This is a genomic window from Desulfobaculum senezii (genome assembly GCF_054657395.1).
Genome location: NZ_BAAHYU010000003.1, coordinates 209,258 through 235,548 on the forward strand (window position 1 = coordinate 209,258; position 26,291 = coordinate 235,548).

The following is a 26,291-nucleotide window of genomic DNA, read 5'->3' on the forward strand; positions in this document are numbered from 1 at the left end:
CGCCCCGCCTCCACAACGGAGACGGGGCGCCCATTCGGTCTTGAGCCAGTATGCCAAAAAGCGGGCGTGGCCGCGCTTAGTAGCGGTAGTGGTCGGCCTTGAAGGGGCCATCCACGGGAACGCCGATGTAGTCGGCCTGTTCCTTGGTCAGGGTGTCGAGCTTCACGCCCAGACGGTCAAGGTGCAGGCGGGCTACTTCTTCGTCCAGACGCTTGGGCAGAACCATGACCTGCGGCTCGTAGTCGTTCTTGGCGAGGTCAATCTGCGCCAGAGCCTGGTTGGTGAAGCTGTTGGACATAACGAAGGAGGGGTGGCCCGTAGCGCAGCCAAGGTTCACCAGACGGCCCTCGGCCAGAACGATGACGCTCTTGCCGGACTTCATGGTCCACTTGTCCACCTGCGGCTTGATGACGGTGCGGGTGCAATCCGAGTTGTCCTCAAGGTAGGTCATTTCGATTTCGCTATCGAAGTGGCCGATGTTGCAGATGATGGCCTCGTCCTTCATGTTTTCCATGTGCTCGCCGCGGATGACGTGGTAGTTGCCCGTGGCGGTGACAAAGATGTCGCCCATGGCGGCGGCTTCGTCCATGGTGGTGACTTCAAAGCCTTCCATGGCGGCCTGCAGCGCGCAGATGGGGTCAATTTCGGTGACGATGACGCGCGCGCCAAAGCCGCGCATGGACTGGGCGCAGCCCTTGCCCACGTCGCCGTAGCCGATGACGACCACAACCTTACCGGCAATCATGATGTCGGTGGCGCGCTTGATGCCGTCGGCCAAGGACTCGCGGCAGCCGTAGAGGTTGTCGAACTTGGACTTGGTCACGGCGTCGTTGACGTTGAAGGCGGGGAACAGCAGTTCGCCGGACTTCTGCATCTGGTAGAGGCGATGCACGCCGGTGGTGGTCTCCTCGGAGACGCCGCGCACCTTCTTGGCGATTTCGGTCCACTTGGTGGGGGTGGCTTCGTAGCTGGCGGCCAGTCGGCTCATGACCACGGCGAATTCCTTGTTGTCCACCTTCTGCTTCAGAATGGAGGGGTCCTTTTCGACCTTCACGCCCTGATGGATGAGCAGGGTGGCGTCGCCGCCGTCGTCCACGATGAGGTCCGGGCCGGAGCCGTCGGGCCAGGTGAGGGCCATTTCCGTGCACCACCAGTATTCCTCAAGGGATTCGCCCTTCCAGGCAAACACCTTGGCCATGCCGGAGTCGGCAATGGCGGCGGCGGCGTGGTCCTGCGTGGAGAAAATGTTGCACGATGCCCAGCGGATGTCCGCGCCCAGTGCGTGCAGGCACTTGATGAGCATGGCGGTCTGGATGGTCATGTGCAGGGAGCCGGTGACTTTCAGGCCCTTCAGGGGCTTTTCGTCGCCGTACTTCTCAATAAGGGCCATCAGGCCGGGAACTTCGCGCTCGGAGAGCTGCATTTCCTTGTAGCCAAAATCGGCTTCGGCAATGTCCTTGACCTTGTAAGGAAGGGTCAGGTCCAGCGGCTGTACGTCTGCCATGGTTCTTTCCTCCGGGAAATTAGTGTTTTGCCGCCTCGAACACCCGAAGCCGCAGCCCCGATGGAAGTTCGAACCGGTCTTCGTTGACGATGGAAAATCCTACTTTCTCCAGCCATGCCCGGACATCGCCGGGGGCAAAGCCCAGCCATCTGTCGCCGGACTCGGTGCGCATGGCCTCCACCTCGTGCTTGTCAAAGTCCGCAAGGACAAAGCGCCCGCCGCCGTGCAGGGCGCGGTAGGCCTCGCCAATGCCCTCGCGCGGGGAGGCCAAATGGTGCAGAGAAAGACACATTACCGCAAAATCCGCTTCGCCGTCAGCAACGGGAAGATGTTCCAGGTCGCCAATGCGCAGGCTAATGCGCCCCGACGCCCCGGCCTGTTCGCCAAAGGCTTCCCGCGCGCGGTCCAGCATCTCCGGCGAGTTGTCCACGCCGATAACGCTCTCCGCCTGCTGGGACAGGGCCGTCAGCAGGCCGCCCGTCCCGCAGCCAAGGTCAAGGGCCGTGCCCGCCCCATGCATGCGGCTGGTGACTAGCCCGGCGATGTCCAGCCCCCCAAGGGTGTCGCGCCGCATCTGGTCCCACTCCTCGGCGATGGAGCCGAAAAAGCGCGCCGTTTCGCGGCGGCGTGCGGCCACAACGCGCGCGGCGGCTGCCGCGTCGGCGTCAAGGTCGGCCTCGGCGTGGACAAAGGGCGACAGCGCGGCAAGGTAGTCGCCAGCTTCGCCCTGCGAAGAGGCCTGGTAGAAGACCCACTGCCCGTCGCGCCGCCATTCGACAAGTCCGGCGGATGCAAGGATTTTCAGGTGCCGCGAGATGCGCGACTGCTTGAGGGCCAGCGCTTCAACAATCTCGGCCACGGCCAGCTCGTGCTCCATAAGGATGCGGATGAGCCGGAGCCGGGTGAGGTCGGCCAGCGCTTTGGAAAACTGTAATATCTGCATATTGAGATATTGTAATATATCGCCTGCGCCGTCGTGTCAATGCATGCACGACCGCCGCGAAACAAAATGTGGTTGGGGGCTTGACTTGGGTGGTCCAATTGGTACTTTGGTCCTACCAATTTTTGCCAGAAGGACAAGTATGCCGCAACGGATACCAGCCGAAGGATTTGCAGGCGGCGGGAGTGTACAGCGCTCCGCCGTGTACGAGCAGATTGTACGGCGCATCAACGAAATGCTCGCCTCCGGCGAGCTTGCCCCCGGAGACCGTCTGCCGCCGGAGCGGCGGCTGGCCGAGGCCTTTGGCGTGTCGCGCAATTCCGTGCGCGAGGCCATCCGCGTGCTGACCCAGCGCGGGGTGGTGGAGACGCGCCCCGGCAGCGGCACCTATGTGGCGCAGGGCCGGGACGATGATCTTGTGGCCGGCATTGCCGACTCCATGCTGGAAGGGCGCACGCGCCTGCGCGAGGTAATGGAGGTGCGCCTTATTCTGGAGCCGCGTGTGGCGCGGATGGCCGCCGTGCGCGCCACTTCCGAGGATGTGGCGGCGCTGCGCGGCACGCTGGAGATGCAGCGGCGCGACGTGGAACGTGGCGGGACTGGAGCCAAACAGGACGAGGCCTTTCACGCCAGCCTTGCGTCCATGTGCGGCAATGCGCTGTTGCACTGCCTGCTTGGCCGTATGCATGGCATGTTTGCCGAAAGCCGCGACGAGGTGCTTGTACCCTCTGAGCGGCGGATGGCCTCTCTTGCCGTGCATGAGGCCATCGTCGCCGCCATTGAGCACGGCGACGGAGCAGCCGCGGAGCGGCGCATGGCCCGCCATGTGCGCGATGTGGCCGACAGGCTGTTCCCCGACGGCGGGCTTGCCGTAGCGGGCGGCTTTACCTTCGAGGACTAAGCGAATGGTTTTTCCGCGCCCCCCGGTCATGACCACGTGGCCCCGGAGCCGGTATTTCATCAGTATATGACGTTTATCAACATCACGGAGTAGCATTATGGAAATGCCCGATGTGCGAGCAAAGGCTAAGGAATTGATGAAAGGGTACTGCCGCGTGTGTCCCGTCTGTGACGGACGCGCCTGTTCCGGCGAAGTGCCGGGTATGGGCGGCCTTGGCACCGGCGAAGCCTTCCGTAGCAACGTCCGCGCCCTGCGCGAGGTGCAGCTGAACATGCGCCTCATGCATGATGCCGCCGAGCCGGATACCTCCACCTCTCTGCTCGGTCTGGACCTTGCCCTGCCCGTTATCGCCGCGCCCATCGGTGGCGTGTCCTTTAATATGGGCGGCGGCATCACCGAAGCCGAATACGTGGACGCCATCCTTGGCGGCTGCAAGTCCCGCGGCATCATTGGCTGTACCGGCGACGGCGTGCCGCCCTTCATCGTCGAGGCCTCCTTCGGCGGCCTGAAAAAGGTGGACGGCTACGGCATCCCCTTCATTAAGCCGTGGGAAAGCGACGAGCTGGATGAAAAGTTCGCCATGGCCTTCGACAGCGGAGCCAAAGTCTACGGCATGGACGTGGACGCCGCCGGACTCATCACCCTGCGCAAGATGGGCCGCCCCGTCGCCCCCAAGACGCCGGACCAGCTGCGTGAAATCATCCAGAAGGTGCATGACAAGGGTGGCAAGTTCATCCTCAAGGGCGTCATGACCGTGGACGAAGCCGAAAAGGCCGCCGAAGTCGGTGCGGACGCCATTGTCGTGTCCAACCACGGTGGCCGCGTGCTCGACCACGCCCCCGGTACCGCCGCCGTCCTGCCCGCCATTGCGCAGGCTGTGAAGGGACGCATCGGCATCATCGTTGATGGCGGTATCCGCGACGGTGTGGATGTGCTCAAGATGGTCGCCCTCGGCGCAGACGCCGTCATGATTGGCCGTCCCTTCTCCGTGGCCGCCGTGGGCGGAACGCAGGAAGGCGTGGAGGCCTATATTGACGCGTTGAAAGCCCAGCTGACGCAGGCCATGGTGCTCACCGGCTGCAAGGACATCGCCGCCGTCGGAAGCCACATTCTCTACACCAACGGCAAGTAGCTTTAACCGGGCCGGAGCCGCCGCGCTCCGGCCCCTTGCATAAGGAATCGGCGCATCATGCTGACTTCGCTTCTTCTTTACGTTGTTCTTGGCGCGTTTGCCGGTGTTCTGGCCGGACTGTTGGGCATTGGCGGCGGTTTGGTCATCGTGCCCCTGCTGACCTTCTCCTTCACATGGCAGGGGGTGCCCCACGAGCATATTCTGCACATGGCCCTTGGCACGTCCCTCGCCACCATTATCTTTACCTCCCTGTCCAGCATGCGCGCCCATCACGGGCGGGGAGCCGTTGATTGGTCCGCGTTTTGGCGCGTGACCCCCGGCATTCTCACCGGCACCTTTCTTGGCGCATGGATTGCCGCGCAGTTGCCGACCAACATTCTCAAAGGCTTCTTCGGCATCTTCCTCTACTACGTGTCCTACCAGATGCTGCTCGGCAAAAAGCCCAGCGCCTCCCGCGAACTGCCCGGCGCCACCGGTATGTTCGGCGCAGGAAACGTCATCGGCGTTGTCTCCAGCCTTGTCGGCATTGGTGGCGGCACGCTGTCCGTGCCCTTCCTCACGTGGTGCAATATGGCCATTCACCGCGCCATCGGCACCGCCGCCGCAATCGGGCTTCCCATCGCCATCTCCGGCACCCTTGGCTATTTCGTCAACGGTATTGGCGTGGAAGGCCGTCCCGATTGGTCCCTCGGCTACATCTACCTGCCCGCGATGGTTGGCATCGTCAGCATGAGCGTGCTTACCGCCCCCTTTGGCGCCAAGCTCGCCCACTCCCTGCCCGTGGCGACCCTGAAAAAATTCTTCGCCCTTCTGCTCTTCGTCGTCGGCACCCGTATGCTCTGGAGCCTCCTCTAGAACGTGCCCGCGCCGCGACAGGAAGACCAATGGAAGGCTCCGCGAAATGCTTCGCGGGGCCTTTTTTATGAGATTTTTTTTGTCTCCGACGGCTCAAGGGTGTGACACCCTTGAGAATCCCCAGGATTTTCGGGGCGGAAGCCGCCCCGAAAATAGGGGTGGGCGGGCGGGATCTTCTGCCTTTTGCTTTTGTCTTTCGTCTTTCGAACAGCCAGACAGGGATGCTCACCGCCCTTCACACCGCGCCAACGCCCCCCCCAAAAAAACTCTCCCATCCACACGGACGAGAGCCGTCAGGGGTGACGACAGTCCCAGATAAAGGCACTCGGCCTGTGCGCAAATGGGATCGTTAAGGGCCCGCGGCCCTTAACCCGCCGGAGGCAAAAATGTTCGTTAAATGAGTATATATTTTAGACCAATAGCACATTTAGGAACACAACAAACAACTGATGCCGCCCGTCCATGGGCACCAAAAAAAGGCCGCCTTTCGGCGGCCTTTCACTTCGTGTCGACTGGTGCGTCTAGAGCGCGGCTTTGGCGGCGTTTATAGCCGCGTTGTAGTCGGGCTCATTGGAGACTTCGCTGACGATTTCCTGATGCGTGATGGCGCCCTCCTTGTTGATGACGAGAACGGCGCGTGCGAGCAGGCGCAGTTCTTTAATGAGCAGTCCATAGTTCGTACCGAAGGAGACATCCTTGTGGTCGGACAGTGTGACGACTTTATCCACGCCTGCTGCGCCGCACCAGCGCTTCTGGGCGAAGGGCAGGTCGGTGGAGATGGTGAGGATGGTCACATCGCCGAGGTTGGCGGCTTCCGTATTGAAGCGCCGGGTCTCCATGTCGCAGACGGGCGTGTCCAGTGACGGCACGGCGGAGACGATGAGGACGCCTCCTGCGTAGTCTGCCAGCGATTTGGGGTTGAGGTCGTTGTCCAGCACGGTGAAGTCGGGCGCTTTTTGCCCAACTTCCACGGGCGAGCCTGTGAGGGTCAGCCCGTTGCCGTGTAGGGTTACGATGCCGCTACGTTCTGCCATGAACTCCTCCTTGCCGTGAGTGGTGAAGGATATGCGGAGCCGATTTACCGCAGGCTCCACTGCCCGTAGTACACGAGATTGAGCTTAGCGTCAGCCGTTTTGCTGATGCGAGTTGCCGCGTCCGGAAAGCTCCGTCAGACGGGCGAGTTGTGTTTCGTGCTGTGTGGTGATGCTGCCGGGGCGCATGCGCCAGTGCCAGTTGCCCTTGAGGTTTCCGGGGCGGTTCATGCGGGCGTCTGCGCCGAGGGCCAGCAGGTCCTGCACGGGGATGATGGCGAGCTTGGCGTGGGAAAGAAAGGCCATGCGCGCCAGAATCCATGGCGCGGTGTCGGCGGTGACGTTTTGGCCGGCGTAGTCGATGAGGCGCTTTCGGGTGGCGTCGTCGGCTTCGTCGGTGAACCAGCCCTTGGCGGGCATATTGTCGTGGGTGCCGGTGTAGACGACGCTGTGCGGGCCGATGTTGTGCGGCGCGTAGGGGTTGCTCGGCAGGTCGTCGCCAAAGGCGAAAAGCAGAATCTTCATGCCCGGCAACGCGTAATGGGCCATGGTCTCGCGCACGTCCGGGGTGATGACGCCAAGGTCCTCGGCCACGAGGGGCAGGGTGGGACGCCTGGCGAAGAGGGTGTCGAAGAATTCGCGAACCGGCGCTTCGACCCATTCGCCGTTCATTGCTGTGGGCTCGCCTGCGGGCACCTCCCAGTAGGCGACAAGACCGCGGAAGTGGTCGATGCGCAGGGTGTCGAACAGGTCCAGATTGCGGAAGATGCGGCGCACCCACCATGAGAAGTTGTTCTTTTGCAGGGCGTCCCAGTCGTAGATGGGGCTTTCCCAGAGTTGGCCGGTGGCGCTGAAGTAGTCCGGCGGCACTCCGGCTACGACGGTTGGGACGTACTCGTCGTCGAGCTTCCAGCAGTGGGGGGCGCTCCACAGGTCGGCGCTGTCGAGGTCCACATAGATGGGCATGTCCCCGAAGAATTGAATGCTGCGCTCGTGGCAGTAGGCCTTGAGGGCGTCCCACTGCTCCTGAAACACCCACTGGAGAAAACGCACTTCGTCCATGACGTCGGCAAGGTCGGCGCGGGCGCGGGCGAGCGCCTCGGGCTGGCGGGTGCGCAGGGGCTCCGGCCATGTGTTCCATGGCTTTTCGCCGTAGCGCGAGCGCAGGGCCACATAGAGCGCGTAGTCGTCCAGCCAGTGGGCGCTCTTTTGGCAGAAGCGGTGATACTCGGGGTGGTTCTGGGGATTGAAGCGGGCGTGGGCCTTGGTGAACAGGGCCTGCTTCCATTCGGTGACGGCGGCAAAGTCCACGGTGTGCTCGGGAAAGTTTGGGGGCGAGGCGATGTCGGCTTCGTCCAGCCAGCCTGCTTGAACAAGGCGTGCGGGGCAGATGAGCAGGGGGTTGCCCGCAAAGGCGCTGACGCTGTGATAGGGGTCGTTCCATGAGGACTGCGCCGTGGGGGTAAGGGGCAGAATCTGCCAGACGCGCTGGCCGGTGCGGTGAAGCATGTCGGCAAAGGCGTAGGCTTCGTCCCCAAGCCCGCCGATGCCGTAGGGGCTGGGGAGCGAGGTGATGTGCATGAGCAGTCCGCTTGAGCGCAGAATCATGTGATCCTCCAGAGCGGTTTTGGCCCAGCCCCGCTTGTGCGGGGCTGGGCGGGTGGTCAGATGATGGATAACGCGGCGTGGCCTAACACGAGGGGCTGTCCACAATGGCCCGGATGGCGGCAAGGGGAACCTGCGTCCATGCCGGGCGGTTTTTCAGTTCCTCGGCGAGTTCGGCCACGGCCTTGTCCAGCAGGAAGCTGTCGAGCAACAGCCGCCGTTCAGTGGGGTCGGTTGGAATCATGACGCTTTGCTTGGCGGTGGCGAGGTACGCGTCAAGGAAGGCGGCCCCGGCCCAGTACTGCCAGTAGCGGCCCCAGCAGAAGAGGTTGGAAAGGTCGCTGACTCGGGCGTAGCCTTGCTCGGCAAAGGCGGACAGCGCGGCAAAGGCGGCAAAGTCCATGGACCGCAGAAGCGTGGCTACATCGCGCAGGGGCGAGCGCAGCAAGCGGCGTTCGCCGTAGGTGCGGTCCGGGTCGCCCTCAAAGTCGATGAGGGCGAAGTCTTGCCCGGTGAGCAGGGCGTGCCCGAGGTGGAAGTCCCCATGGCAGCGGATGCGCTGCCCGCCGAAGCGCTTGGAGGTAATATTCTTGTAGAAGTCCTGAATGGTGGCCTTGTTGTCCAGCGCCCAGTTGGCGTCGCCAAGGGCCTCCTGCGGCAGGTCGTCGATGCGCTTTTTGAGCTGAGGCCACACACGCCCGACGTGACTGCGCAGCCCCTGATACAGGGAGCGCTGATACAGGCGGGTGAAGTCCTCGGGCAGGAAGGCGTCGTGCTCCAGCGTGCCTGTTGGTGAGGACAGCGCGAGGTGCAGCTCCGCCGTGCGCTGGCCGAGGACGGCAAAGCGCTCAAGGGAGGAGCCGAACATTTCTGCGGCGCTCTCGGGCGGCGTGATGCTGGAGACATCAAGCATGTGCTCTTCGGGGATGTTCGGCGCTTCTTCGCGCCGGGCCTGCGCCCTGTCAAAGACGCCTTGGAGCATTTCCAGAACGTAATGCCACGCCGTGCCCTGATTTGGGATGTATTCCGTCAAGGTTGCCAGCGTCATGGGGGCGTGATGGCGGCCGCGGCGGTACTCGATGGCGCCGACCACATTGGGGCTGTGGGGGTAGTTGCGCTCGTTGAGAAAGCGGCCGATTTCCAGTTCCGGGCTGATGTCCGGGTCAAGGCGGCGGAAGAACTTGAGCACGAAGGTGTCGCCAAAGACGATGACGGTGTTGTTCTGGTCCACGCGCGCGGACGGGGAGTGCAGGGTGAAGTCCGCATCCTGCACCATACGCCGCAGGGCGCGGGTGCTGCTGATGGCGATGCGGTCCGTGGCCTCCACGGTGGCGGCGCGCCGGGGCACGTTTTCAAGGAGTGCCATACAGAACGTCCGCGATGCCAGCGCGTCGAAGAGGTAGCCTTCCTCGTTGCTGGCCGCGATGGATATTTTGCCGAGGATGGTGTGCGGCTGTTCGCTGTAGAGGCGCTCGGCGCGGTTGCCCGTGGCAAAACCAAGGGGCACGGAATAGTACTCCTCGGTGCCGTCCATGTATTCCACATGCACGAGGGTGATATAGGCGGGCGGGTCCAGATTGGACACGGTGAGCCACTGGCGGAAGCTGGCCGTGGCGATGCGCCGGTTGCCGCCGCAGAACCATGGCGAGCTGGCAATATAGTGCGGCAGCAGGGATTCCAACCGCTCCAGATGCGGCGCGGCCAACACCTCGTCCCACGAGGCGGAGCAGGCAAAGGCCGGGGTCTCTTCGGTCTTGCCGGTGATGATGTCCGCGCCCACGCGCAGGGGGGCGAGGACGAACCAGAAGAACGTGTGCCCCGCAATGGTCAGGGTGTAGGGCCGGTTGCCGATTTGCGGAAATTCCGAGCGGCCGAACATTTCGACGGGCACCATGCCCGCGAATTCGGAGAGGTCCAGCTCCGCGTGCTGGGCGTAGCGCGACAGGTTGGCGACCACAAGGATGCGCTCGTCCTCGTAGGAGCGCACAAAGCAGAGGATTTTTCTGTTCTCCGGCGAGATGAAGTCGATGTCGCCGCGTCCAAAGGCCTTGTGCTTGCGGCGTAGGGCGATGGTGCGGCGCATCCACCACAGCAGGGAGTGGGGGTTATTTTCCTGCGCGTCCACGTTGACGGTTTCGTAGTGGTATTCCGGGTCGATGATAACGGGCAGGAACAGCTGCTGCGGGTTGGCGCGCGAGAATCCGGCGTTGCGGTCTGCGCTCCACTGCATGGGGGTGCGCACGGCGTTGCGGTCGCCAAGGTAGATGTTGTCGCCCATGCCGATTTCGTCGCCGTAGTAGATGACGGGGGTGCCCGGCAGGGAGAAGAGCAGCGCGTTCATGAGTTCGATCATGCGGCGGTTGTTGCCCATGAGCGGGGCAAAGCGGCGGCGGATGCCGAGGTTGACGCGCATTTGCGGGTCGCGCGCGTACACGCGGTACATAAGGTCGCGTTCCTCGTCGGTGACCATTTCAAGGGTGAGTTCGTCATGGTTGCGCAGGAACAGCGCCCACTGGTTGGTGGCGTTGATGTCCGGGGTCTGTTCCAGAATGTCCAGCAGGGGGAAGCGGTCCTCCATCCACAGGGCCATGAACAGGCGCGGCATGATGGGAAAGTGGAACGCCATGTGGCACATATCGCCGTCGCCAAAGTAGGCCACGGCGTCTTCGGGCCACTGGTTGGCCTCCGCCAGCAGCATGCGCGAGTCGAACTTTTTGTCAATATGGGCGCGCAGTTCGCGCAGATAGTCGTAGGTCTCCGGCAGGTTTTCGCAGTTGGTGCCCTCGCGCTCGTAGAGGTAGGGCACGGCGTCAAGGCGCAGGCCGTCCACACCAAGGCGCAGCCAGTAGTCCACGGTCTGCTTCATGATGCGCCGCACCTGCGGGTTGTCAAAATTCAGGTCCGGCTGGTGGGAGTAGAAGCGGTGCCAGTAGTAGGCCCCGGCCTCGTCGTCCCATGTCCAGTTGGAGTTCTCGAAGTCCTGAAAGATGATGCGCGCTTCTTCGTACTTTTTGTGGGTGTCGCTCCACACGTAGTAGTCGCGCGCGGCGCTTCCGGGTTTGGCGCGGCGGGCGCGCTGGAACCACGGGTGCTTGTCCGAGGTGTGGTTCAGCACCAGTTCGGTGATGACGCGTATGCCCCGGGCGTGCGCCGCGCGCAAAAAGGCCTTGAAGTCGCGCATGGTGCCGTAGTTGGGGTGGATGTCGCGGTAGTCGGACGTGTCGTACCCGTCGTCCTTGAGGGGGGAGGGAAAGAAGGGCAGCAGCCAAATGGCGGTAACGCCAAGGTCCTGCAAATAATCCATCTTTTCCGCAAGGCCCTTGAAGTCGCCCACGCCGTCACCGTCGCTGTCGGCAAAGGCGCGGACGTGAACCTCGTAGATGACGGCGTCCTTGTACCAGAGGGGATCGTTCTCAAATATCTTGCCGGGCTTTTTCTGGGCCATTGTATCGGCTCCTCACGGTTCAGCGCAGGGTTGAGAGTCACAATCACCATACGTCATCTGGCCCAATTCGCCAAGCATCTCCACGTATTTGCCGGGTCGTGCGAAGTGGCGTGCGTTGCGCGCTGCCTGCCTGCGGGGCGGGCCTTTTTGCGCAGCGCCCCGTGGCGCGCGGGAGCGGTGCCCGCCCAAAAGGGGAAAACCCGCCCCAGCATCCTTGACGATACGGGGGACGAGGATTAGATGTTGAAAACGACATTCACTATCATAAAGAAGAATTCAAAGAACACGTCCGGGGTCAGCCCCGGGGGAGGACAGCATGGACAGCAATATATTCGACATTGTGGCCGTTGTGGTTTTGATTGCCGCTGCCGGCGGGTATCTTGTGTGGCGGTACACGAGCAAGAAGTCTTCGGGCTGCGGGTGCGGCTGCGACGGGTGCGATTCCGCCTCATCATCCAAGAGCCTCGACAACCGGGGCGGTGGCTGCGGCGGGTGCGGCGGCTGCTAGGAAGGGTTGCACAGTGGTGCCGGGTCGGCGTAGCGTTCTGAATTATGACCAACGAGCAGAAACCAATGGATGAACAGCACAGCGAAAAGGAAAGCCTGAAGCGCATTCTTGCCCCGGTTAAGGGCATGCATTGCGCCGCCTGTTCCGGCCGCATTGAAAAAGTGGTGGGGCAGATGGAGGGCGTGGACAAGGCGTCGGTGAATCTGGCGGCCGAGACCATGGACGTGGCCTTCGACCCCGCGAAGCTCGACTTTTCCGACATTGCCGACCGCGTGAAGGGACTTGGCTTTGAGACCGAAGCCCCGCCGGACAACCGCGAGGTGACCCTTGCCATCAGCGGCATGCACTGCGCCGCCTGCTCGGGACGCATTGAGAAGGTGGTGGGCCAGATGCAGGGCGTGGAAAGCGCCAGCGTCAGCCTTGCCGCCGAGTCCGGTGTGTTTGCCTTTGACCCGAAGGTCACATCCCAGCGCGCCATCCGCGAGGCCATTGCCAAGCTGGGCTTCACGGCCACACCCGCCAGCGCGGGCACGGATATGTTCGAGGAACGCCAGCAGGAGGCCCTTGCCCGCCTCGCCGATGCGCGGCGGCGGCTGATTCCGGCGTTCGCCTTTGCGCTGCCGCTGCTTATCCTTTCCATGGGGCATATGTTTGGTATGCCGCTTCCGGCGTGGCTGGACCCGGCGCATTCGCCGCTGGCCTTTGCCGTGGCGCAGCTGGTGCTGACGCTCCCTGTGGTATGGTCCGGACGGCACTTCTACCTGCGCGGATTTCCGAATTTGTGGCGGCGCTCGCCGGATATGGACTCGCTCATTGCCGTGGGCACGGGCGCGGCGCTCATCTACAGCCTGTGGAATACGCTGGAGATTGGCCTTGGCGTGAATCCCCACGCGCGGGCCATGGACTTGTATTTTGAGTCCGCGGCGGTGCTTATCGCCATGATTTCCCTTGGCAAATATTTTGAGGCGCGCTCGCGCATCAAGACCTCGGACGCCATCCGCGCCCTGATGCGCCTTGCCCCGGATACCGCGACCCTCGTGGACGACTCCGGCGAGCAGCGCGAAATTCCCGCCGAAGAGGTGGAAGAGGGCGACACCCTGCTGGTGCGCCCGGGCGAGCGTATCCCCGTTGACGGCACGGTGGTGTCTGGACGCTCCGGCGTGGACGAGTCCATGCTGACGGGCGAGTCCTTGCCCGTGACCAAGACCGATGGCGACACCGTGGCGGGCGGCACCATGAATACCTCCGGCGCGCTGACCATCCGTGCGGACCGTGTGGGGCAGGATACCACCCTCGCCCGCATCATCCGCATGGTGCGCGAGGCGCAGGGCACCAAGGCCCCCATCGCCAATCTTGCCGATACGGTGAGCTTTTATTTTGTGCCGACGGTTATGGCCATTGCCGTGGTGTCCAGCCTGGCGTGGCTGGCCTTTGGCGCGGTGGACTTCCCCTTTGCGCTGCGCATCTTTGTGGCGGTGCTGGTTATCGCCTGCCCGTGCGCTATGGGTCTTGCTACCCCGACGTCCATCATGGTGGGCACCGGGCGCGGCGCTGGCCTTGGCGTGCTGGTGAAGAGCGGTCAGGCCCTGCAGGCCGCGCAGGGCGTGCGGGCCATTGTCTTTGACAAGACAGGCACCCTGACCCACGGCACCCCCCGCCTGACGGACATCGTCCCCATTGGCGGCGCGGATGAGGCAGACGCCCTGCGCCTTGCCGCTGCGGCGGAAAGCTCCTCGGAGCATCCTTTGGCCACGGCCATCACAGCCCGCGCCAAGGAGGACGGCGTCCGCCTGCCGCGTGTGGAGAACTTTGAAGCCCTGCACGGACGCGGACTCTCCGCACAGGTGGAGGGGCACACCGTGCTCGTGGGCAACGACGCCTGCATGCGTGAGGGCGGTGTGGACGGACTGGACGCGCCCGAAGTGGGCGAGAAGGCCGCGGCCCTTGCCGCAGAGGCCAAGACCGTTCTGCATATGGCCGTGGATGGCCGCATGACGGCGCTTCTTGCCGTGGCGGACACCATGCGCGAGGAAGCCCCGGAGGTGGTGGCGGAATTAAAGCGTATGGGCCTCAAGGTGGTCATGCTGACGGGCGACTCGGAAGAAACCGCCCGCGCCGTGGCCGCCAAGGTTGGCATTGATGACGTTGCGGCCCGCGTTCTGCCCGAGCGCAAGGCCGAGGTCGTGCGCGAACTGCAACAGCAGGGCCTGTCCGTGGCCATGGCGGGCGACGGCATCAACGACGCTCCGGCGCTGGCGCAGGCGGACTGCGGCATCGCCATGGGGTCCGGCATTGACGTGGCCGTGGAGTCCGGCGATATCGTCCTTGTGCGCGACAACCTGCGAAGCGTGTTGACGGCCCTGCGTTTGTCGCGCGCGGTGCTGCGCAATATTAAGCAAAACCTCTTTTGGGCCTTTGCCTTCAACTCCCTCGGCATCCCCATTGCCGCGGGCGTGCTGCACATCTTTGGCGGGCCCACCCTGAACCCCATGATTGCCGGGACGGCCATGGCTCTGTCCTCCGTGACGGTCGTCTCCAACGCCCTCCGGCTTCGGTTCTTCAACGACGCGGCGCGCTAGCGCGCTCCCCCGCACTGCACACGAAAGAACGGGCCGCCCTGCATGATGCAGGGCGGCCCGTTCGCGTTGAAAAGGGGGCGTCTTTGTCCGCGGGGCTGTTTTGGCCTGTGCGTGGTGCGATGGTGCCGTGCGAACTGGCGGAGCGTCCTCGGCGGTGGTGGCGCGCAACGCGCTACGCGCGTCAGAAGAATGCCGCGCACGAGCGCGTGGGGCGGCGTGAACGGAAAGGGGCGCTACAGCGGCGTCCCGGCCGTGGCCGGACGCGGCGCATGCTGGCCGGATTCCTCCAGGTACTGCAGAAACACGTCCACGCATTCCGGGCACAGGTGCGAGCCGCGCGCGTCGTTGATGATTTCCAGCACCCGGTCCTCGGGCATGGGCGCGCGGTAGGGGCGGTTGCTGGTCAGGGCGTGATAGATGTCCCCCACGGCAATGATGCGCGCAAACAGCGGAATTTCGTCGCCTTTCAGCCCTTGGGGATAGCCGGTGCCGTCAAGGCGCTCGTGGTGGCTCTGCACGGCGGGGATGAGGTCGGCGAGGGAGGGGATGGGGCGCAGGATGTCCGCACCGATGGTGGGGTGCGTTTTGATGATTTCGTACTCTTCGTCCGTGAGCTTGCCGGGCTTGAGGAGCACGGAATCCGGGATGCCGATTTTGCCAAGGTCATGCAGGCGCGCGGCGATTTCAAGGCTTTCTACCTGTTCGGCGGGCATGCCCATGGTGCGGGCCATGCCGGTGGCGATGCGGGCCACGGCTTCGGAGTGGCCGCGGGTGTACAGGTCGCGCGCTTCAAGGGCCTGAATAAGGCTGGTGATGGAGGCCAGCAAAAGGCCGTGTTCGGACTGGAGGCGTTCCTTTTCCCGCAGTAGCTTGAGGAAGTTGTCCGAGAGCAGTTTTTCCGCCGTGTGCACAAGGTGCGGGGCGTTGAAGGGCTTGGGCACATAGGACGCGGCCCCGGCGCGGTACAGCCGCCGGATGGTGCCTTGGTCCGCCATGGAGGTCATGACGAGGAAGGGGATGGAATGCCACTGCGGATGCCGCTTGATGGTGGTGAGCAGTTCCATGCCGCCCATCTGGGGCATCTCAATGTCGCTGATGATGAGGTCCGGCGCGCCGTTGTCCGCAAGCCACTGCATGGCGTCGCGTCCATTGTTGGCCGTGGCAACGCGAAAGCCTGCCTGCGTCAACGCGTCGCTGACGCTGTGGCGGACAAGGGTGGAGTCGTCCACCACAAGGATAAGGCGGCCGCTGATGATATTGGCGCGGTCCAGCACGTCGCGGATGGCGCGGCGGAAGCCCTCGCTCCCGTCGGACTTGGGCAGGTAGCCGTCCGCCCCGGCGTGGAAGCCCTTGTCGATGGCTTCCTCACTGTCCTGCGAGCTGCAGATCACCACGGGCGTACGCGCGGTTTTCGGGTCCGCTTTGAGCTGCTGGCACAGGGTATACCCGTCCATACGCGGCATATCCACATCGGAAATGATGAGGTCGAAATGATCGGCGTGGGCCTTTTCCAGCCCCTCCTGACCATCGCGGGCCTGTGTGACCATAGCGCCAAGCTGGGTCAGCTCGTGCTGGATGGCCTTGCGGATAAGCAGGGAGTCGTCAACGACCAGAATTTTCGGAGTCGGCATGGATGTGCTGTAGGGCATTTTTGCCATCAGTGCAATGCCGGGCGCATGCACGGCGTAGCCGAAGGTTTACAAGTGTTGCCGGATGTTTGCATGTGGCGGGGCTATTGAAGCGCAATGGCATTTCCGCGCTGCGTGTACCAGATAACCCCCTCATGGGCGAGGAAGATGGCAAAGCCCACAAGGATGATGGCCATGCCGCGCAAAATGCTGGTGTACACCCGCGGCGTCAGCAGGCCGGAGGAGCGCGCCACACCGTAGGCCACAGCCATCTTGGCCCCCACCAGCACGGCGTAGAAGCTGACCACAACCAGCACAGGCCCGGTCATGCCCGCTTTCTGCATGGAGGTCGCCATGAGCGGCGTGCCGATGGTGAGCCAGAAGAGGTACGGATGCGGGCTTAAGAGGTTCACCAGCGCCCCTTTCATGAGTGACCGTGGCGGGCGCGCGGCAGGTGCAAAGCTCGGCAAAGGTGCGCTCCACGTCTCGCGGGCGAGGTAGACCAGAAAGCCCGCGCCGATAAGGGAGACAACGCCAAGGCCCTTGGCAAGGCCGGGGATGGTGAGCTCCGATGTGGCGCCAAGGGTGATGGTGCTCAGGACGTACAGGCAGCCCAGCACGATGGGCGAGTCTGAAACCAGCGGCGCAAGGGCCACGCGCAGGCCGGAGGAAAAGCCATTGGATAGGCTTTCCGTGACAACCAGCGTCAGCAGAGGGCCGGGGGCAAGCCCGGCGGCCAGCCCAAGGAGGGTGCCGGTGACGAGGAAAGAGAGGGCGTCGTATGTCATGGGCTAGTGGTGCGGTATTTCACGCGCCTTGGCAAGGGCGGGCGTGTCCGCCGCGCGCCATGTATGGCGCAGAGCATGCAGCGTCGGTTGGTTGTTCGTTGTGTTCCAAAGCGATGTATCATGTTGAAATATGTTGAGAAATTATGAACATTATGCCCGGAGCCGCAAAAAAGTCTCCCCGGCTTCGTGTGCCAAGCCGGGGAGAGTGCCAGAGGGGAGTGTGGGAGTTGGAAGGGGGTTGTCGGAGGTGTCTTTCTCTTCTGTTGTGCGTGCCTCTCTGCGGTGCTTTCAGGGGCTAGGGCGAACCTACGGGGGCACTGTGACGTGGCGGTGACGCCGTGGTGGAAAGTGTGTGTCGCGTGACGTCTGGGGGGCAGAGTGTGCGGGGGGAAGAGCAGTTGTTTCCGCTGTTGGAGGCCGTAATGGATGGCATCACCACACGGCTGGCGTTGGGCATGCCGTGTGGTGATGCCTGCCGTATATTCCCTCCGGGGGGGTAAGGATTTCATCCTTGTATATTGACCCTCAAGCCGAAGGCGGAGAAAAAAGGAAGCCGCCTCCATGACTGGCATGAAGGCGGCTGTTGCGGCAGACCGTACGTCCTTGAGTAATGAGCTCGTTGTTAAGCTGGGTCGCCGCAATATGTAGTACAAACTCGAATGATTGTTAGAGCACAAAGCTCGAATTTGCAAGGAAGAGTGAACTACGATGAAACGCACCATGGGCATTGACGTATCGAAGGCCAAGCTTGATGTCGCCATTTCTGGTGACGACAGCACGTCCACTGTTGAAAATACCCCTTCGGGTTTTCAGCAAATCGTTGAGACGGCAGAAGCGCATAATGTTGAGCTCGTCATCGTGGAAGCGACAGGTGGATATGAGTCTGACGCCGCAGATTTTTTGATGGAGCAAGGCATTCCCGTCGCTGTTGTGAATCCTCGCCGTGTGCGTGACTTTGCCCGGAGCCTCGGAGTGTTGGCGAAGACGGATCGTATTGATGCTCTTGTTCTTGTTCAGTTTGGGGAAGTCGTCCCTGTCCGGGAAAATCAAAAAGTCCGGGCAACTCAGCGCAAGCTGGAAACTCTAGTTAACCGTCGTCGGCAGGTCGTCGAAATCCTTTCCCGGGAGCGCGTTCGCTTGCAGCGAGCTTCGTCTGATGTGCGCCCTTATATTGAAGACGTCATTGCTACTCTAAGAACGCAAGAAAAGAGTTTGTCACTTGAAATCAAGAAACACATTCTCAGTGACAAAGATTTTAGCGATAAGGCAACGTTGCTTGAAACCACGAAAGGGATTTCGTCAGTAACCTCTGCGACTCTTCTTGCTTTCTTTCCTGAGTTGGGGACGTTAACGCCGAAGCAAGCAGCTTCTCTAGCAGGCCTGGCACCATTCAACAGGGATAGCGGCAAGAAAACGGGGCAACGTTGCGTTTGGGGAGGACGAATAAAAGTACGTAGCGCCCTTTACATGAGCGCAATCTCAGCGACTGTCTGGAACCCTGCAATTCGAGCCTTCTACCAGCGTCTTTGCGATGCGGGCAAACCTAAAAAGGTCGCCCTCACTGCCTGTGCAAGGAAGCTTCTCGTGATTTGCAATGCGATTTTACGGACGGGAAAACCTTGGGATCCTGCACTTAACGCTTGATTGCCAATACGATTGCTTAACAATCCTTTTATGGGGGGGGGACGGGTGTGTCGTGAACGGTTCGCCGCCGCCACAGGCGCCCGGCGTCAGCCGGGGCGTGGCCTGTGGCGGGCGGGGCGCGTTAGCGGATGCTTTGGATGAGCGATTCCAGCCGTTTGGCCTGCGTTTCGAGGGAGGCGATGGTTTCCAGCGCGTTGCCGGATTCCGTGGCCGTGGTGCGCGATATGGAACTGATGTCCTCAACCGCGCGGCGTATTTCCTCGCTGGCGGCGGACTGTTCATCCCCTGCGGCGGCGATGGTGTGGATTTGGTCCGCCGTTCCGGCCACCAACTCCACAATTTCCTGCAGGGCGCGTCCGGATTCTTCGGCGAGGGCTGTGGAGCGGGTGACGGCGTCCTCGGCCTTTGCCGTGGCTTCGCGGCTGGAGGCAGCGCTGGATTGGATGCTGGAAATGGACTGCGCCACATCGCGGGTGGCGAGCATGGTCTTTTCCGCCAGCTTGCGGACTTCGTCAGCGACCACGGCAAAGCCGCGTCCCGCTTCGCCCGCGCGGGCGGCTTCAATGGCCGCGTTGAGGGCGAGGAGGTTGGTCTGGTCCGCAATGTCCTCGATAACGGTCATAATTTTTCCGATGCCCTCGGCGCTGACCGACAGCTCGTCCATGGCCGTGCCAATGGCCTTGGTGCGTTCGTGCACCTCGCCAATGGCAGTGACGGCCTCCTCCACAATGGCGTTGCCGCCTTCGGCCTTTTCCCGCGCAATGGTGGCGCTGTGCGCCGCGTCCGAGGCATTCTGCGCGACATCCAGCGTGGTGGCGGACATCTGCTGGACGCTGGCCGCTGTGGATTCGGTGCGCCTGCTTTGGGTCATCGCGCCCTGCTCCATGCTTTGGCTGCGTCCGTGCAATTCCGTTGCGGCTTCGGACACCTGCGAGGCAATGCCCGCAGCCTGCTGGGCCACGCGTTCCAGACTTTGCGTATGTTCCTGAATGCGCTGCTCCTGCTCGCGGATGTGCGTCAGGTCGTAGTACATGGCAAAGGCTCCGAGGATGTCGCCATCAAGGTCATATATCGGCGTTGCGCTGATGCTCACCTGTTTGGCTCCGCTGTGCGTGGCAAGGGCCTGCTCCTCGGCAAGGGTCACGCGCTGGGCCAGGGCGTGAAGAGGGAGCGCCGCGTCAGCGTCTCCGCCGGGCAGCACCTGCTCCAGCGGCTGGCCGGTCAGGGCCTTTGGCTCCTGCGTGCTGCCAAGCAGTGTCAGCGCGTGGGTGTTGATGAAGGCAAGACGTCCCTGCGGGTCCAGGACAAGGCAGGGCTGGGCAATGCCTCTGAGCACGCCCTGTGCAAAACCAAGGCGTTCCTTCACCGTATTGAACATCTGGCGCACTCCGCTGGCCAGTTGGAGCATCTCGGCCTTGAACGTGCCCTCCAGCGTGCAGGAGAAGTCCCCTGCCGCCGTCTGGCGCAGGAAGGCCGTCACGGCGTCGAGGGGGCGGGTAATTTCCCGGCGGACAAAGAGAATGGTCAGCGCAAGGATGATGCATCCTGTCACCGCGCCAAGCAGCAGCGCGGCGCGCCACAGGCGGCGGACCGGAGCAAAGGCCTCTGCGGTGTCAACCTCGGCCAAAAGCGCCCAGCTGAGGCCATGCACCTGCACCGGCGCATAGGCGGACAGTGTTTCCACACCGCCATAGTCCGTTATAATGCGGGTGTCGGCCTCTCCGGCGAGGGCGGCGGTGGCGGCCTTGGTGGTGATGCGCGCTTCATCCGGCGCGGCGTACACCGTCCCCAGGTCCATGGGCGTCGTCGCGTTTTGCAGCGAGTCCGACCGCAGCAGGCCATCCGGGCCAACGATGTAGGTTTCTCCGGTATCGCCCATGCCCGCGCGCCCGTTCATGATGGAACTTAGGCGGTCCACAGGCAGACGCAGGGCGGCCACGCCCTCCACCGCACCGGTATGGTCCAGCACGGGCGAGGCCACAAACATGGCCGGAGCGCCATCCAGCGCCGGGTAGGCGGCCATATCCGCAAAGGTGGTCTGGCCCTCAAGGGCGCGCTTCCACGCCGCGGCGAGGTTGGAGTCCTGCAGCAGCGCCCCCTTGGCGAGGTCTTCACCAAGGTCGCGCCCGCCCTGCACGGTGTAGAGGATGCGGCCATCGTCGCCGATGAGGTAGGCGTCAGCGTAGCCCAGCTTCTTCACGAAGGGCGTAAACGCGCGCGACACATAGGCGGCCAGCTCCGTGTACTCCGCGGCGGTGATGTCCATGCGTTCACCGGCTTTGGCCTCGCCCCATGCGTAGTCGCGCAGCATGCCAAGGGCGTTGTACACATCCTTGGACGTGGCATAGATGCGCGCCTCGTCATGCCATGTGCCAAGCAGTTCGGTGACGGTTCGCTTGCGTGCGTCGCGCACTGAGGTCAATTGATTGAAGGCGGCGTCGGACAGGCTGTCCGTTGCCAGCTTGACGCTGTAAAAGCCCATGAGCGCCGTCGGCAGCAGGCCGACCAGCAGGCAAAACAGCACCAGCTTGGATTTTACACTCATATTCTCCCCCCAAGGTCATTGGAATGCCAGACTGGCAGCAGGAGCTATGGCGTAATACTGTGTGTAACGTATGGCTTTTCTGTGACGTTTCGGTAACATGGGAGGTGACGCGGCGCGACAAACAGCCAAACAGACCCGTAACGTGCGCTCTTCGCCTTGCCCTGCTCCATATTTGGCTGGGTTGTGGATGATGACAAATTGGCGACGAGTGGGTAGTCCTGTGCCAGAGGCGGCTTGACGCCGCGAATATGCAGTATAAGAAGGAGCCCCATGGCTAAACCGAAACCGCTTTCCAGCACCAGACTCCGGGCCGTCATGCCCCCGGAAAAGATCGCCTACGCCGACAGCCGAGAGATTCCGCAGTCCGCAGCCATCAAGCCGCCCCAGCCCCGTGCGCTCATGGGCCTTGAGATGGGCCTCGCCATCAGCGACCCCGGCTACAACGTCTATGTGGCCGGTGACCCGAACCTTGGCCGGACCTACATGGTCCGCCAGTTTCTGGAGCCGCGCGCGGCAAAGAAGGACCGCCCGACGGACCTCGTCTACGTCTACAATTTTCAGGATCCTGACCGGCCGCGCATCATGCGCCTGCCCGCAGGCGGCGGCAAGACGTTCAAAAAAGCCCTCGACGCCGCCATCACGGACATCCGCCGCGAAATCCCCGAGCGCTTGGAGCAGGACTCCTTCGCCCGCAAGAGCGAGACGCTGCTGCGCTCCTTTCAGGACCGGCGCGAAGAGATGGTCCGTGAAATGGAAAAACGGGCATCCGCCAAGGGTTTTGAGTTGGAGGTGGACGAGCAGGGCGGCATGAGCCTCTATCCCCTCGTGGAAGGCAAAGTCGTGTCCGAAATCGACTTCGACAAGCTCGACGTGGGCCTGCGCACCAAGCTCAAGAAGAGCGGCGACACCCTGCTGGCGGAGATGACCAAGAGCCTGCGCCAGCTTACCCGCGAAGAACGCGACTACCGCGAGGACCGGCGCAAGCTGGAACGCAGCGTCGTGGACGCCGTTCTGGACGTGCACCTGAAGCCCCTCGCCGACGGCTACGAAGACAGCGACGACGTCTCCGGCTACCTCAAGGCCCTGCGCGCCGACATTCTCGACAACATGGACCAGTTCCTGCCCGCGGATAGCGCGCCTGTCTCCGGCATGCAGGCGCTCTTTGACGGTGGCTCGCAGGTGGACTTTTTTGTGCGCTACACCGTCAACCGCTTCGTGGATAACTGCGACTGTTCCGGTGCGCCCATCATTTTCGAGAATCATCCCACCGTGGCCAATCTGCTTGGCAGCATTGAGCGGGAATCCGAAATGGGCGCGCTGTACACAGACTTTACCCTCATCAAGGCCGGCGCATTGCACCGCGCCAACGGGGGCTTTCTTGTCCTGCGTATGGAAGACCTGCTGCAGGAGCCGCAGGCGTGGGACGGTTTGCTCCGCGCCCTGCGCGCAGGCGTCAGCAAGATAGAGGACGCGCAGGAACGCGAAGCCATGCGCACCAAGGGCATTGAGCCAAAGCCCGTGCCCCTGTCCGTGAAGGTTATCCTCATCGGCACCGACGACATTTACGAGACCCTCTACGCCGTGGACGACCGCTTCCCAAAGCTCTTCAAGCTCAAGGCGCACATGCAGGACACCGTTCCTCGCAGCGCCAGCTCCATCAAGGGTTATCTGGGCGTCATGGCGCGCATCATCCGCGACGCCGACCTTGCGCCCTTTGACCGCACCGCCCTTGCCGCCCTTGTGGATCATGCTTCGCGCATGGCTGAGGACCAGAAGAAGCTGTCCCTGCAACTCCCCCTCGTGCGTGAGCTGATGATTGAGGCCTCGGCCCTTGCCCGTATGGAGAAGCGCGAGGTTGTCACCAGCGACATCTTCGAGCGCGCCGCCCGCAACCGCGACTTCCGCGCCAATTACTACGAGGAAGAATTCCTCGGCGAGTACGACCGTCAGCTCATCAAGGTCGCCACCACCGGCGACGCCGTGGGCCGCGCCAACGGGCTCGCCGTGACCGCCTACGGCGGCTACGAATTCGGTCTGCCGCACCAGATTTCCTGCACCGTAGGTGTGGGGCACGGTGGCATTCTCGATCTGGAGCGCGAAGCCGAACTCGGCGGCCCCATCCACACCAAGGGCATGATGATTCTCAAGAGCTATCTCACCGGCCTGTTCGCGCAGGACAAGCCCCTCGTCCTCACCGGGAGCCTCTGCTTTGAGCAGTCCTACGTCGAGGTCGAAGGCGACTCCGCGTCCGGCGCCGAGCTGGCCTCGCTCCTCTCCGCGCTCTCCGGCGCGCCCATCAACCACTCCTACGCCTTCACCGGCGCCGTCAGCCAGTCCGGAGCCATCATGGCCGTCGGCGGCGTGACCCGCAAAATCGAAGGCTTCTTTCAGGTCTGCAAGCGTCGCGGCCTGACCGGCAAGCAAGGCGTCATCGTCCCCAAGGACAACGTTGTGCATCTCATGCTCGGCACCGAAGTCGTCGAAGCCGTCAAGGCTGGCATGTTCCACATCTACCCCGTGGAGACCATAGAGCAGGCCATGGAGATTCTCACAGGCCTGCCCGCAGGCAAACGCCGCCCCTCCGGCAAGTTCCCCACCGGCACCCTCTACCGCCGCGTGGACGACCGCCTCGCCGAACTCGCCGAGCTTGCCGCCAAGAACCAGTGCGACGAATAGCCGCACCGTAAGGCGTCTCGCCATTGTGATGTCGTAACGCGCCGCTCCCGGAAATGGGGGCGGCGCTTTTTTGTGCTCCGCAGGCCTAAGGGCCGTGGGCCCTTAGGGATCCCATGTGCGCACAGACCGGGTGCCTTTGTATGGCGCGGTCGTCACCCCTGACGGCTCTCGTCCGTGTGGATGGGGAGTTTTTGGGGGGGATGGCGTTATGGGGTGGGCGAGGGCAGGGCTTTTTGTGCTCCGCAGGCCAAAGGGCCGTGGGCCCTTTGGAATCCCATGTGCGCACAGACCGGGTGCCTTTGTATGGCGCAGTCGTCACCCCTGCCGTGCTCCCGTCCGTGTGGATGGGGAGCATTTTTTTGGGGGGCGTTGTCGCCATTTGAATGCCGGTGAGCATCCCTGTTTGGCGTGAGCAAGAAAAAAGGACAGCAGAATCCACCCCTATTTTCGGGGCGGCTTCCGCCCCGAAAATCCTGGGGATTCTCAAGGGTATCACACCCTTGAGCCGCCGGAGGCATGCCTTCCTTCCCCAAAAACGACCCTCTTGGTAGGGTTTGACACAGCGTCCCCTGAGCGTTAGTTCTCCGGGCAACTGTTCACTAAGCAACAATGGAAATGACGATATGCAGAATTTGAAGGAACGGCGCAAGACGTCTCCGGGGCACAAGGTGTCGCGTTTGGCGCGTCTTCTTGCGCTTCAGGTGGAGCGTACGGCGGCGCCGTTGGGTATTGGGCATGGTCAGGTGCCGTACATGTGCGAGCTGTTGTACCATGGGCGTTTGACGCAGGACGAGCTGGGGGCGCTGGTTGGCGTCAACCGTTCGGCCACGGCGCGCGCTGTGGCGCTGTTGGAGCGCAAGGGGCTTGTGAGCCGGTGCGAGAACCCGCAGAACAGGCGGCAGAAGTTTGTGTCGCCCACGGCGCGTGCCTGCGAGCTTGAGACGGCGTTTTTTGCTGCTTTGGATACGAATAATGAGGTGATGTTCCGCGGCCTGAGTACGCAGGAGCGGAGCATGGCATTGGAGCTTTTGGAGAAGATGGCGGTGAATCTTGATGCCGAACTCCGAGGGGAGGGCGCGGCGTAATGGGTACGACGGCGCAGACACGGCGCGGGGCGCTGTTTGCAGTGACGGCCACGCAGTTTGCTGTTCCGTTCATGGTTTCGGCTGTGGGCGTGGCGCTACCTGTGATTGGCGAGGAACTCAGCGCCAGCGCGGTACAGCTTGGGCTTGTGGAGTCCGGGTATTTGGCTGCGGTGGCGATGATGATGTTTCCCTGTGCGCGGCTGTCGGACATGTATGGCCGGGGGCTGCTCTTTGTCAGCGGCGTGGCGATGTTCACGGTGATGTCGCTGCTGCTTGGCATGTCGCAGAGCATTGAGATGCTTATTGTGTTCCGCGTGATGCAGGGCCTTGGCGGCGCGGCGCAGGTGGCGACGGGGCTGGCCATCCTGACGGAGGTGTTCCCGCGCGAGGAGCGCGGCAGAGCGCTGGGGATTGCCGTCACGGGCGTGTATATCGGCTTATCGCTGGGCCCGTACTTTGGCGGGCTTATTGCGACGCATTGGGGCTGGCGGTGGATTTTCTTTGTGGGCATCCCGGCGTGCCTTGTGGCGCTGTATATGTCCTTCCGCGGGCTTGATGTGCGTCTGCTGCGGGATAGAACGCGCCGGTTTGACTGGGGCGGCTTTGTCCTGAGTGCGTCGGGCCTTGGCATGATGGTGCTGGGCAGCGCGGAATGGGAGGACATGGCGGGCAAGGCGCTGTTTGCGGCCTCGCTCGTGCTGCTGAGCGGCTTTGTGTGGTGGGAGCGGCGGCATGATAGCCCGCTTTTGGACATGGGGCTTTTTTTGAGCAGCCGGTCCTTTGCCTATGGCAGCGCGGTGCAGTTTATTAATTACGCGGCGACCTTTGGCGTGACGTTCTTGATGAGCCTGTATCTGCAGACAGTGCAGGGCATGACGGCGGGGCAGGCCGGGACGATTCTGGTGGCGCAGCCGCTGGTTCAGGCGGCGCTGTCCACCACGGCGGGCCGCATGGCGGACCGCTGGCCGCCGCACCGCATTGCCACGGCGGGCATGGCTGTGGCGACGGTGGGCCTTGCTGTTGCCGCGGGCTTTGACGAGCATACGGCCGTGACCACGGTGGTGGGCATATTGATGCTGTTTGGAACGGGCATTGCGCTGTTTTCCGCGCCCAATACCAGCGTGATTATGGGGAGTGTGCCGCCGGAGCATTATGCCACGGCGTCGGCCATGACGGGCGGTATGCGTACCACGGGCATGACGGTGAGCCTTGTGTGCATTGGCATGTTTTTGTCTGTGTTTATGGGCGAGTACGCGGTGACGGTGGAGACGCACAGCATGTATTTGCAAGCGATGCAGTGGGCCCTTGGCTGTTTTGCCGTGGTGAGCGGGGCGGGTGTGGTGCTGAGCCTGCGCGCGCCCATGCCCCAGCGCGCTGATGAGCCCGCAGAGTCACGCGGGGAATAATGTGAATTGCTGAAAAGAA

General features: G+C 62.8%; 17 protein-coding genes. 9 read left to right on the forward strand and 8 right to left on the reverse strand.

The annotated features are described in order from the left end of the window. Window positions 1-76 precede the first annotated feature (76 nt). On the reverse strand, window positions 77-1,504 hold the full coding sequence (gene ahcY, locus ACYQ2T_RS10085; RefSeq protein ID WP_459900330.1) for an adenosylhomocysteinase: 1,428 nt from the start codon (window positions 1,502-1,504) through the stop codon (window positions 77-79). A gap of 19 nt (window positions 1,505-1,523) precedes the next feature. After that, entirely contained in the window at window positions 1,524-2,447 is a 924-nt protein-coding gene (locus ACYQ2T_RS10090) for an ArsR/SmtB family transcription factor (RefSeq protein WP_459900332.1), read from the reverse strand. Window positions 2,448-2,586: 139 nt separating this feature from the next. On the opposite strand from ACYQ2T_RS10090, the gene ACYQ2T_RS10095 reads away from it, so the two are divergent. From ACYQ2T_RS10095 to ACYQ2T_RS10105, 3 genes are all read left to right on the forward strand, one after another. Next, entirely contained in the window at window positions 2,587-3,345 is a 759-nt protein-coding gene (locus ACYQ2T_RS10095; RefSeq protein WP_459900333.1) for a FadR/GntR family transcriptional regulator, read from the forward strand. A 103-nt stretch (window positions 3,346-3,448) separates the two neighbouring features. Further along, window positions 3,449-4,477, forward strand: a complete 1,029-nt coding sequence (locus ACYQ2T_RS10100) for an alpha-hydroxy-acid oxidizing protein (RefSeq protein ID WP_459901614.1) — start codon at window positions 3,449-3,451, stop codon at window positions 4,475-4,477. A 57-nt stretch (window positions 4,478-4,534) separates the two neighbouring features. Further along, window positions 4,535-5,332, forward strand: a complete 798-nt coding sequence (locus tag ACYQ2T_RS10105) for a sulfite exporter TauE/SafE family protein (RefSeq protein ID WP_459900335.1) — start codon at window positions 4,535-4,537, stop codon at window positions 5,330-5,332. Between the two features lie 521 nt (window positions 5,333-5,853). Here ACYQ2T_RS10105 and tpx read toward each other — a convergent pair. The 3 genes from tpx to treS form a co-directional block, all read right to left on the reverse strand. After that, window positions 5,854-6,366, reverse strand: a complete 513-nt coding sequence (gene tpx, locus ACYQ2T_RS10110) for a thiol peroxidase (protein WP_404843927.1) — start codon at window positions 6,364-6,366, stop codon at window positions 5,854-5,856. Between the two features lie 90 nt (window positions 6,367-6,456). After that, window positions 6,457-7,971 carry a 4-alpha-glucanotransferase gene (gene malQ / locus ACYQ2T_RS10115; protein WP_459900336.1) on the reverse strand — a complete coding sequence of 505 codons (1,515 nt, stop codon included), beginning with the start codon at window positions 7,969-7,971 and terminating at the stop codon, window positions 6,457-6,459. Between the two features lie 82 nt (window positions 7,972-8,053). After that, window positions 8,054-11,413 (reverse strand): maltose alpha-D-glucosyltransferase, encoded by a 3,360-nt coding sequence (gene treS / locus ACYQ2T_RS10120; RefSeq protein WP_459900337.1) that lies wholly within the window; start codon window positions 11,411-11,413, stop codon window positions 8,054-8,056. Window positions 11,414-11,729: 316 nt separating this feature from the next. On the opposite strand from treS, the gene ACYQ2T_RS10125 reads away from it, so the two are divergent. Both ACYQ2T_RS10125 and ACYQ2T_RS10130 read left to right on the forward strand, forming a co-directional pair. Then, the gene (locus tag ACYQ2T_RS10125) at window positions 11,730-11,921 is read left to right on the forward strand and encodes a FeoB-associated Cys-rich membrane protein (protein WP_459900338.1); all 192 of its coding nucleotides are present in this window, start codon (window positions 11,730-11,732) and stop codon (window positions 11,919-11,921) included. A gap of 65 nt (window positions 11,922-11,986) precedes the next feature. Continuing rightward, the gene (locus tag ACYQ2T_RS10130) at window positions 11,987-14,500 is read left to right on the forward strand and encodes a heavy metal translocating P-type ATPase (protein ID WP_459900339.1); all 2,514 of its coding nucleotides are present in this window, start codon (window positions 11,987-11,989) and stop codon (window positions 14,498-14,500) included. Window positions 14,501-14,733: 233 nt separating this feature from the next. On the opposite strand, the gene ACYQ2T_RS10135 is transcribed toward ACYQ2T_RS10130, so the two are convergent. Together ACYQ2T_RS10135 and ACYQ2T_RS10140 are read right to left on the reverse strand one after the other, a co-directional pair. Then, on the reverse strand, window positions 14,734-16,131 hold the full coding sequence (locus ACYQ2T_RS10135; protein WP_459900341.1) for a response regulator: 1,398 nt from the start codon (window positions 16,129-16,131) through the stop codon (window positions 14,734-14,736). 101 nt (window positions 16,132-16,232) lie between these two features. Then, window positions 16,233-16,916: a LysE family translocator gene (locus tag ACYQ2T_RS10140; protein ID WP_459900343.1), complete on the reverse strand. Its 684-nt coding sequence runs from the start codon at window positions 16,914-16,916 to the stop codon at window positions 16,233-16,235. A gap of 708 nt (window positions 16,917-17,624) precedes the next feature. Between ACYQ2T_RS10140 and ACYQ2T_RS10145 the strand changes: the two genes are divergently transcribed. After that, window positions 17,625-18,560 (forward strand): IS110 family RNA-guided transposase, encoded by a 936-nt coding sequence (locus ACYQ2T_RS10145; RefSeq protein WP_459898185.1) that lies wholly within the window; start codon window positions 17,625-17,627, stop codon window positions 18,558-18,560. Window positions 18,561-18,681: 121 nt separating this feature from the next. On the opposite strand, the gene ACYQ2T_RS10150 is transcribed toward ACYQ2T_RS10145, so the two are convergent. Beyond that, window positions 18,682-21,105, reverse strand: coding sequence for a methyl-accepting chemotaxis protein (locus ACYQ2T_RS10150; RefSeq protein WP_459900345.1), 2,424 nt, complete (start codon window positions 21,103-21,105; stop codon window positions 18,682-18,684). Between the two features lie 270 nt (window positions 21,106-21,375). Between ACYQ2T_RS10150 and ACYQ2T_RS10155 the strand changes: the two genes are divergently transcribed. From ACYQ2T_RS10155 to ACYQ2T_RS10165, 3 genes are all read left to right on the forward strand, one after another. Next, window positions 21,376-23,781, forward strand: a complete 2,406-nt coding sequence (locus ACYQ2T_RS10155) for a Lon protease family protein (RefSeq protein ID WP_459900347.1) — start codon at window positions 21,376-21,378, stop codon at window positions 23,779-23,781. 623 nt (window positions 23,782-24,404) lie between these two features. Then, the gene (locus tag ACYQ2T_RS10160) at window positions 24,405-24,866 is read left to right on the forward strand and encodes a MarR family winged helix-turn-helix transcriptional regulator (RefSeq protein WP_459900349.1); all 462 of its coding nucleotides are present in this window, start codon (window positions 24,405-24,407) and stop codon (window positions 24,864-24,866) included. Beyond that, window positions 24,866-26,272 (forward strand): MFS transporter, encoded by a 1,407-nt coding sequence (locus tag ACYQ2T_RS10165; RefSeq protein ID WP_459900350.1) that lies wholly within the window; start codon window positions 24,866-24,868, stop codon window positions 26,270-26,272. Before ACYQ2T_RS10160 ends, ACYQ2T_RS10165 begins: the two co-directional genes overlap by 1 nt. Window positions 26,273-26,291 lie beyond the last annotated feature (19 nt).

What these genes read in the sequence shown, in the direction of transcription:
- ACYQ2T_RS10100 (WP_459901614.1), top strand. Translation starts at nt 3,449, where the DNA reads ATGCCCGATGTGCGAGCAAAGGCTAAGGAATTGATGAAAGGGTACTGC.
- ACYQ2T_RS10155 (WP_459900347.1), top strand. Translation starts at nt 21,376, where the DNA reads ATGGCTAAACCGAAACCGCTTTCCAGCACCAGACTCCGGGCCGTCATG.
- ACYQ2T_RS10105 (WP_459900335.1), top strand. Translation starts at nt 4,535, where the DNA reads ATGCTGACTTCGCTTCTTCTTTACGTTGTTCTTGGCGCGTTTGCCGGT.
- malQ (WP_459900336.1), bottom strand. Translation starts at nt 7,971, where the DNA reads ATGATTCTGCGCTCAAGCGGACTGCTCATGCACATCACCTCGCTCCCC.
- ahcY (WP_459900330.1), bottom strand. Translation starts at nt 1,504, where the DNA reads ATGGCAGACGTACAGCCGCTGGACCTGACCCTTCCTTACAAGGTCAAG.
- ACYQ2T_RS10135 (WP_459900341.1), bottom strand. Translation starts at nt 16,131, where the DNA reads ATGCCGACTCCGAAAATTCTGGTCGTTGACGACTCCCTGCTTATCCGC.
- ACYQ2T_RS10160 (WP_459900349.1), top strand. Translation starts at nt 24,405, where the DNA reads ATGCAGAATTTGAAGGAACGGCGCAAGACGTCTCCGGGGCACAAGGTG.
- ACYQ2T_RS10140 (WP_459900343.1), bottom strand. Translation starts at nt 16,916, where the DNA reads ATGACATACGACGCCCTCTCTTTCCTCGTCACCGGCACCCTCCTTGGG.
- treS (WP_459900337.1), bottom strand. Translation starts at nt 11,413, where the DNA reads ATGGCCCAGAAAAAGCCCGGCAAGATATTTGAGAACGATCCCCTCTGG.
- ACYQ2T_RS10130 (WP_459900339.1), top strand. Translation starts at nt 11,987, where the DNA reads ATGGATGAACAGCACAGCGAAAAGGAAAGCCTGAAGCGCATTCTTGCC.
- ACYQ2T_RS10165 (WP_459900350.1), top strand. Translation starts at nt 24,866, where the DNA reads ATGGGTACGACGGCGCAGACACGGCGCGGGGCGCTGTTTGCAGTGACG.
- tpx (WP_404843927.1), bottom strand. Translation starts at nt 6,366, where the DNA reads ATGGCAGAACGTAGCGGCATCGTAACCCTACACGGCAACGGGCTGACC.
- ACYQ2T_RS10125 (WP_459900338.1), top strand. Translation starts at nt 11,730, where the DNA reads ATGGACAGCAATATATTCGACATTGTGGCCGTTGTGGTTTTGATTGCC.
- ACYQ2T_RS10090 (WP_459900332.1), bottom strand. Translation starts at nt 2,447, where the DNA reads ATGCAGATATTACAGTTTTCCAAAGCGCTGGCCGACCTCACCCGGCTC.
- ACYQ2T_RS10095 (WP_459900333.1), top strand. Translation starts at nt 2,587, where the DNA reads ATGCCGCAACGGATACCAGCCGAAGGATTTGCAGGCGGCGGGAGTGTA.
- ACYQ2T_RS10145 (WP_459898185.1), top strand. Translation starts at nt 17,625, where the DNA reads ATGAAACGCACCATGGGCATTGACGTATCGAAGGCCAAGCTTGATGTC.
- ACYQ2T_RS10150 (WP_459900345.1), bottom strand. Translation starts at nt 21,105, where the DNA reads ATGAGTGTAAAATCCAAGCTGGTGCTGTTTTGCCTGCTGGTCGGCCTG.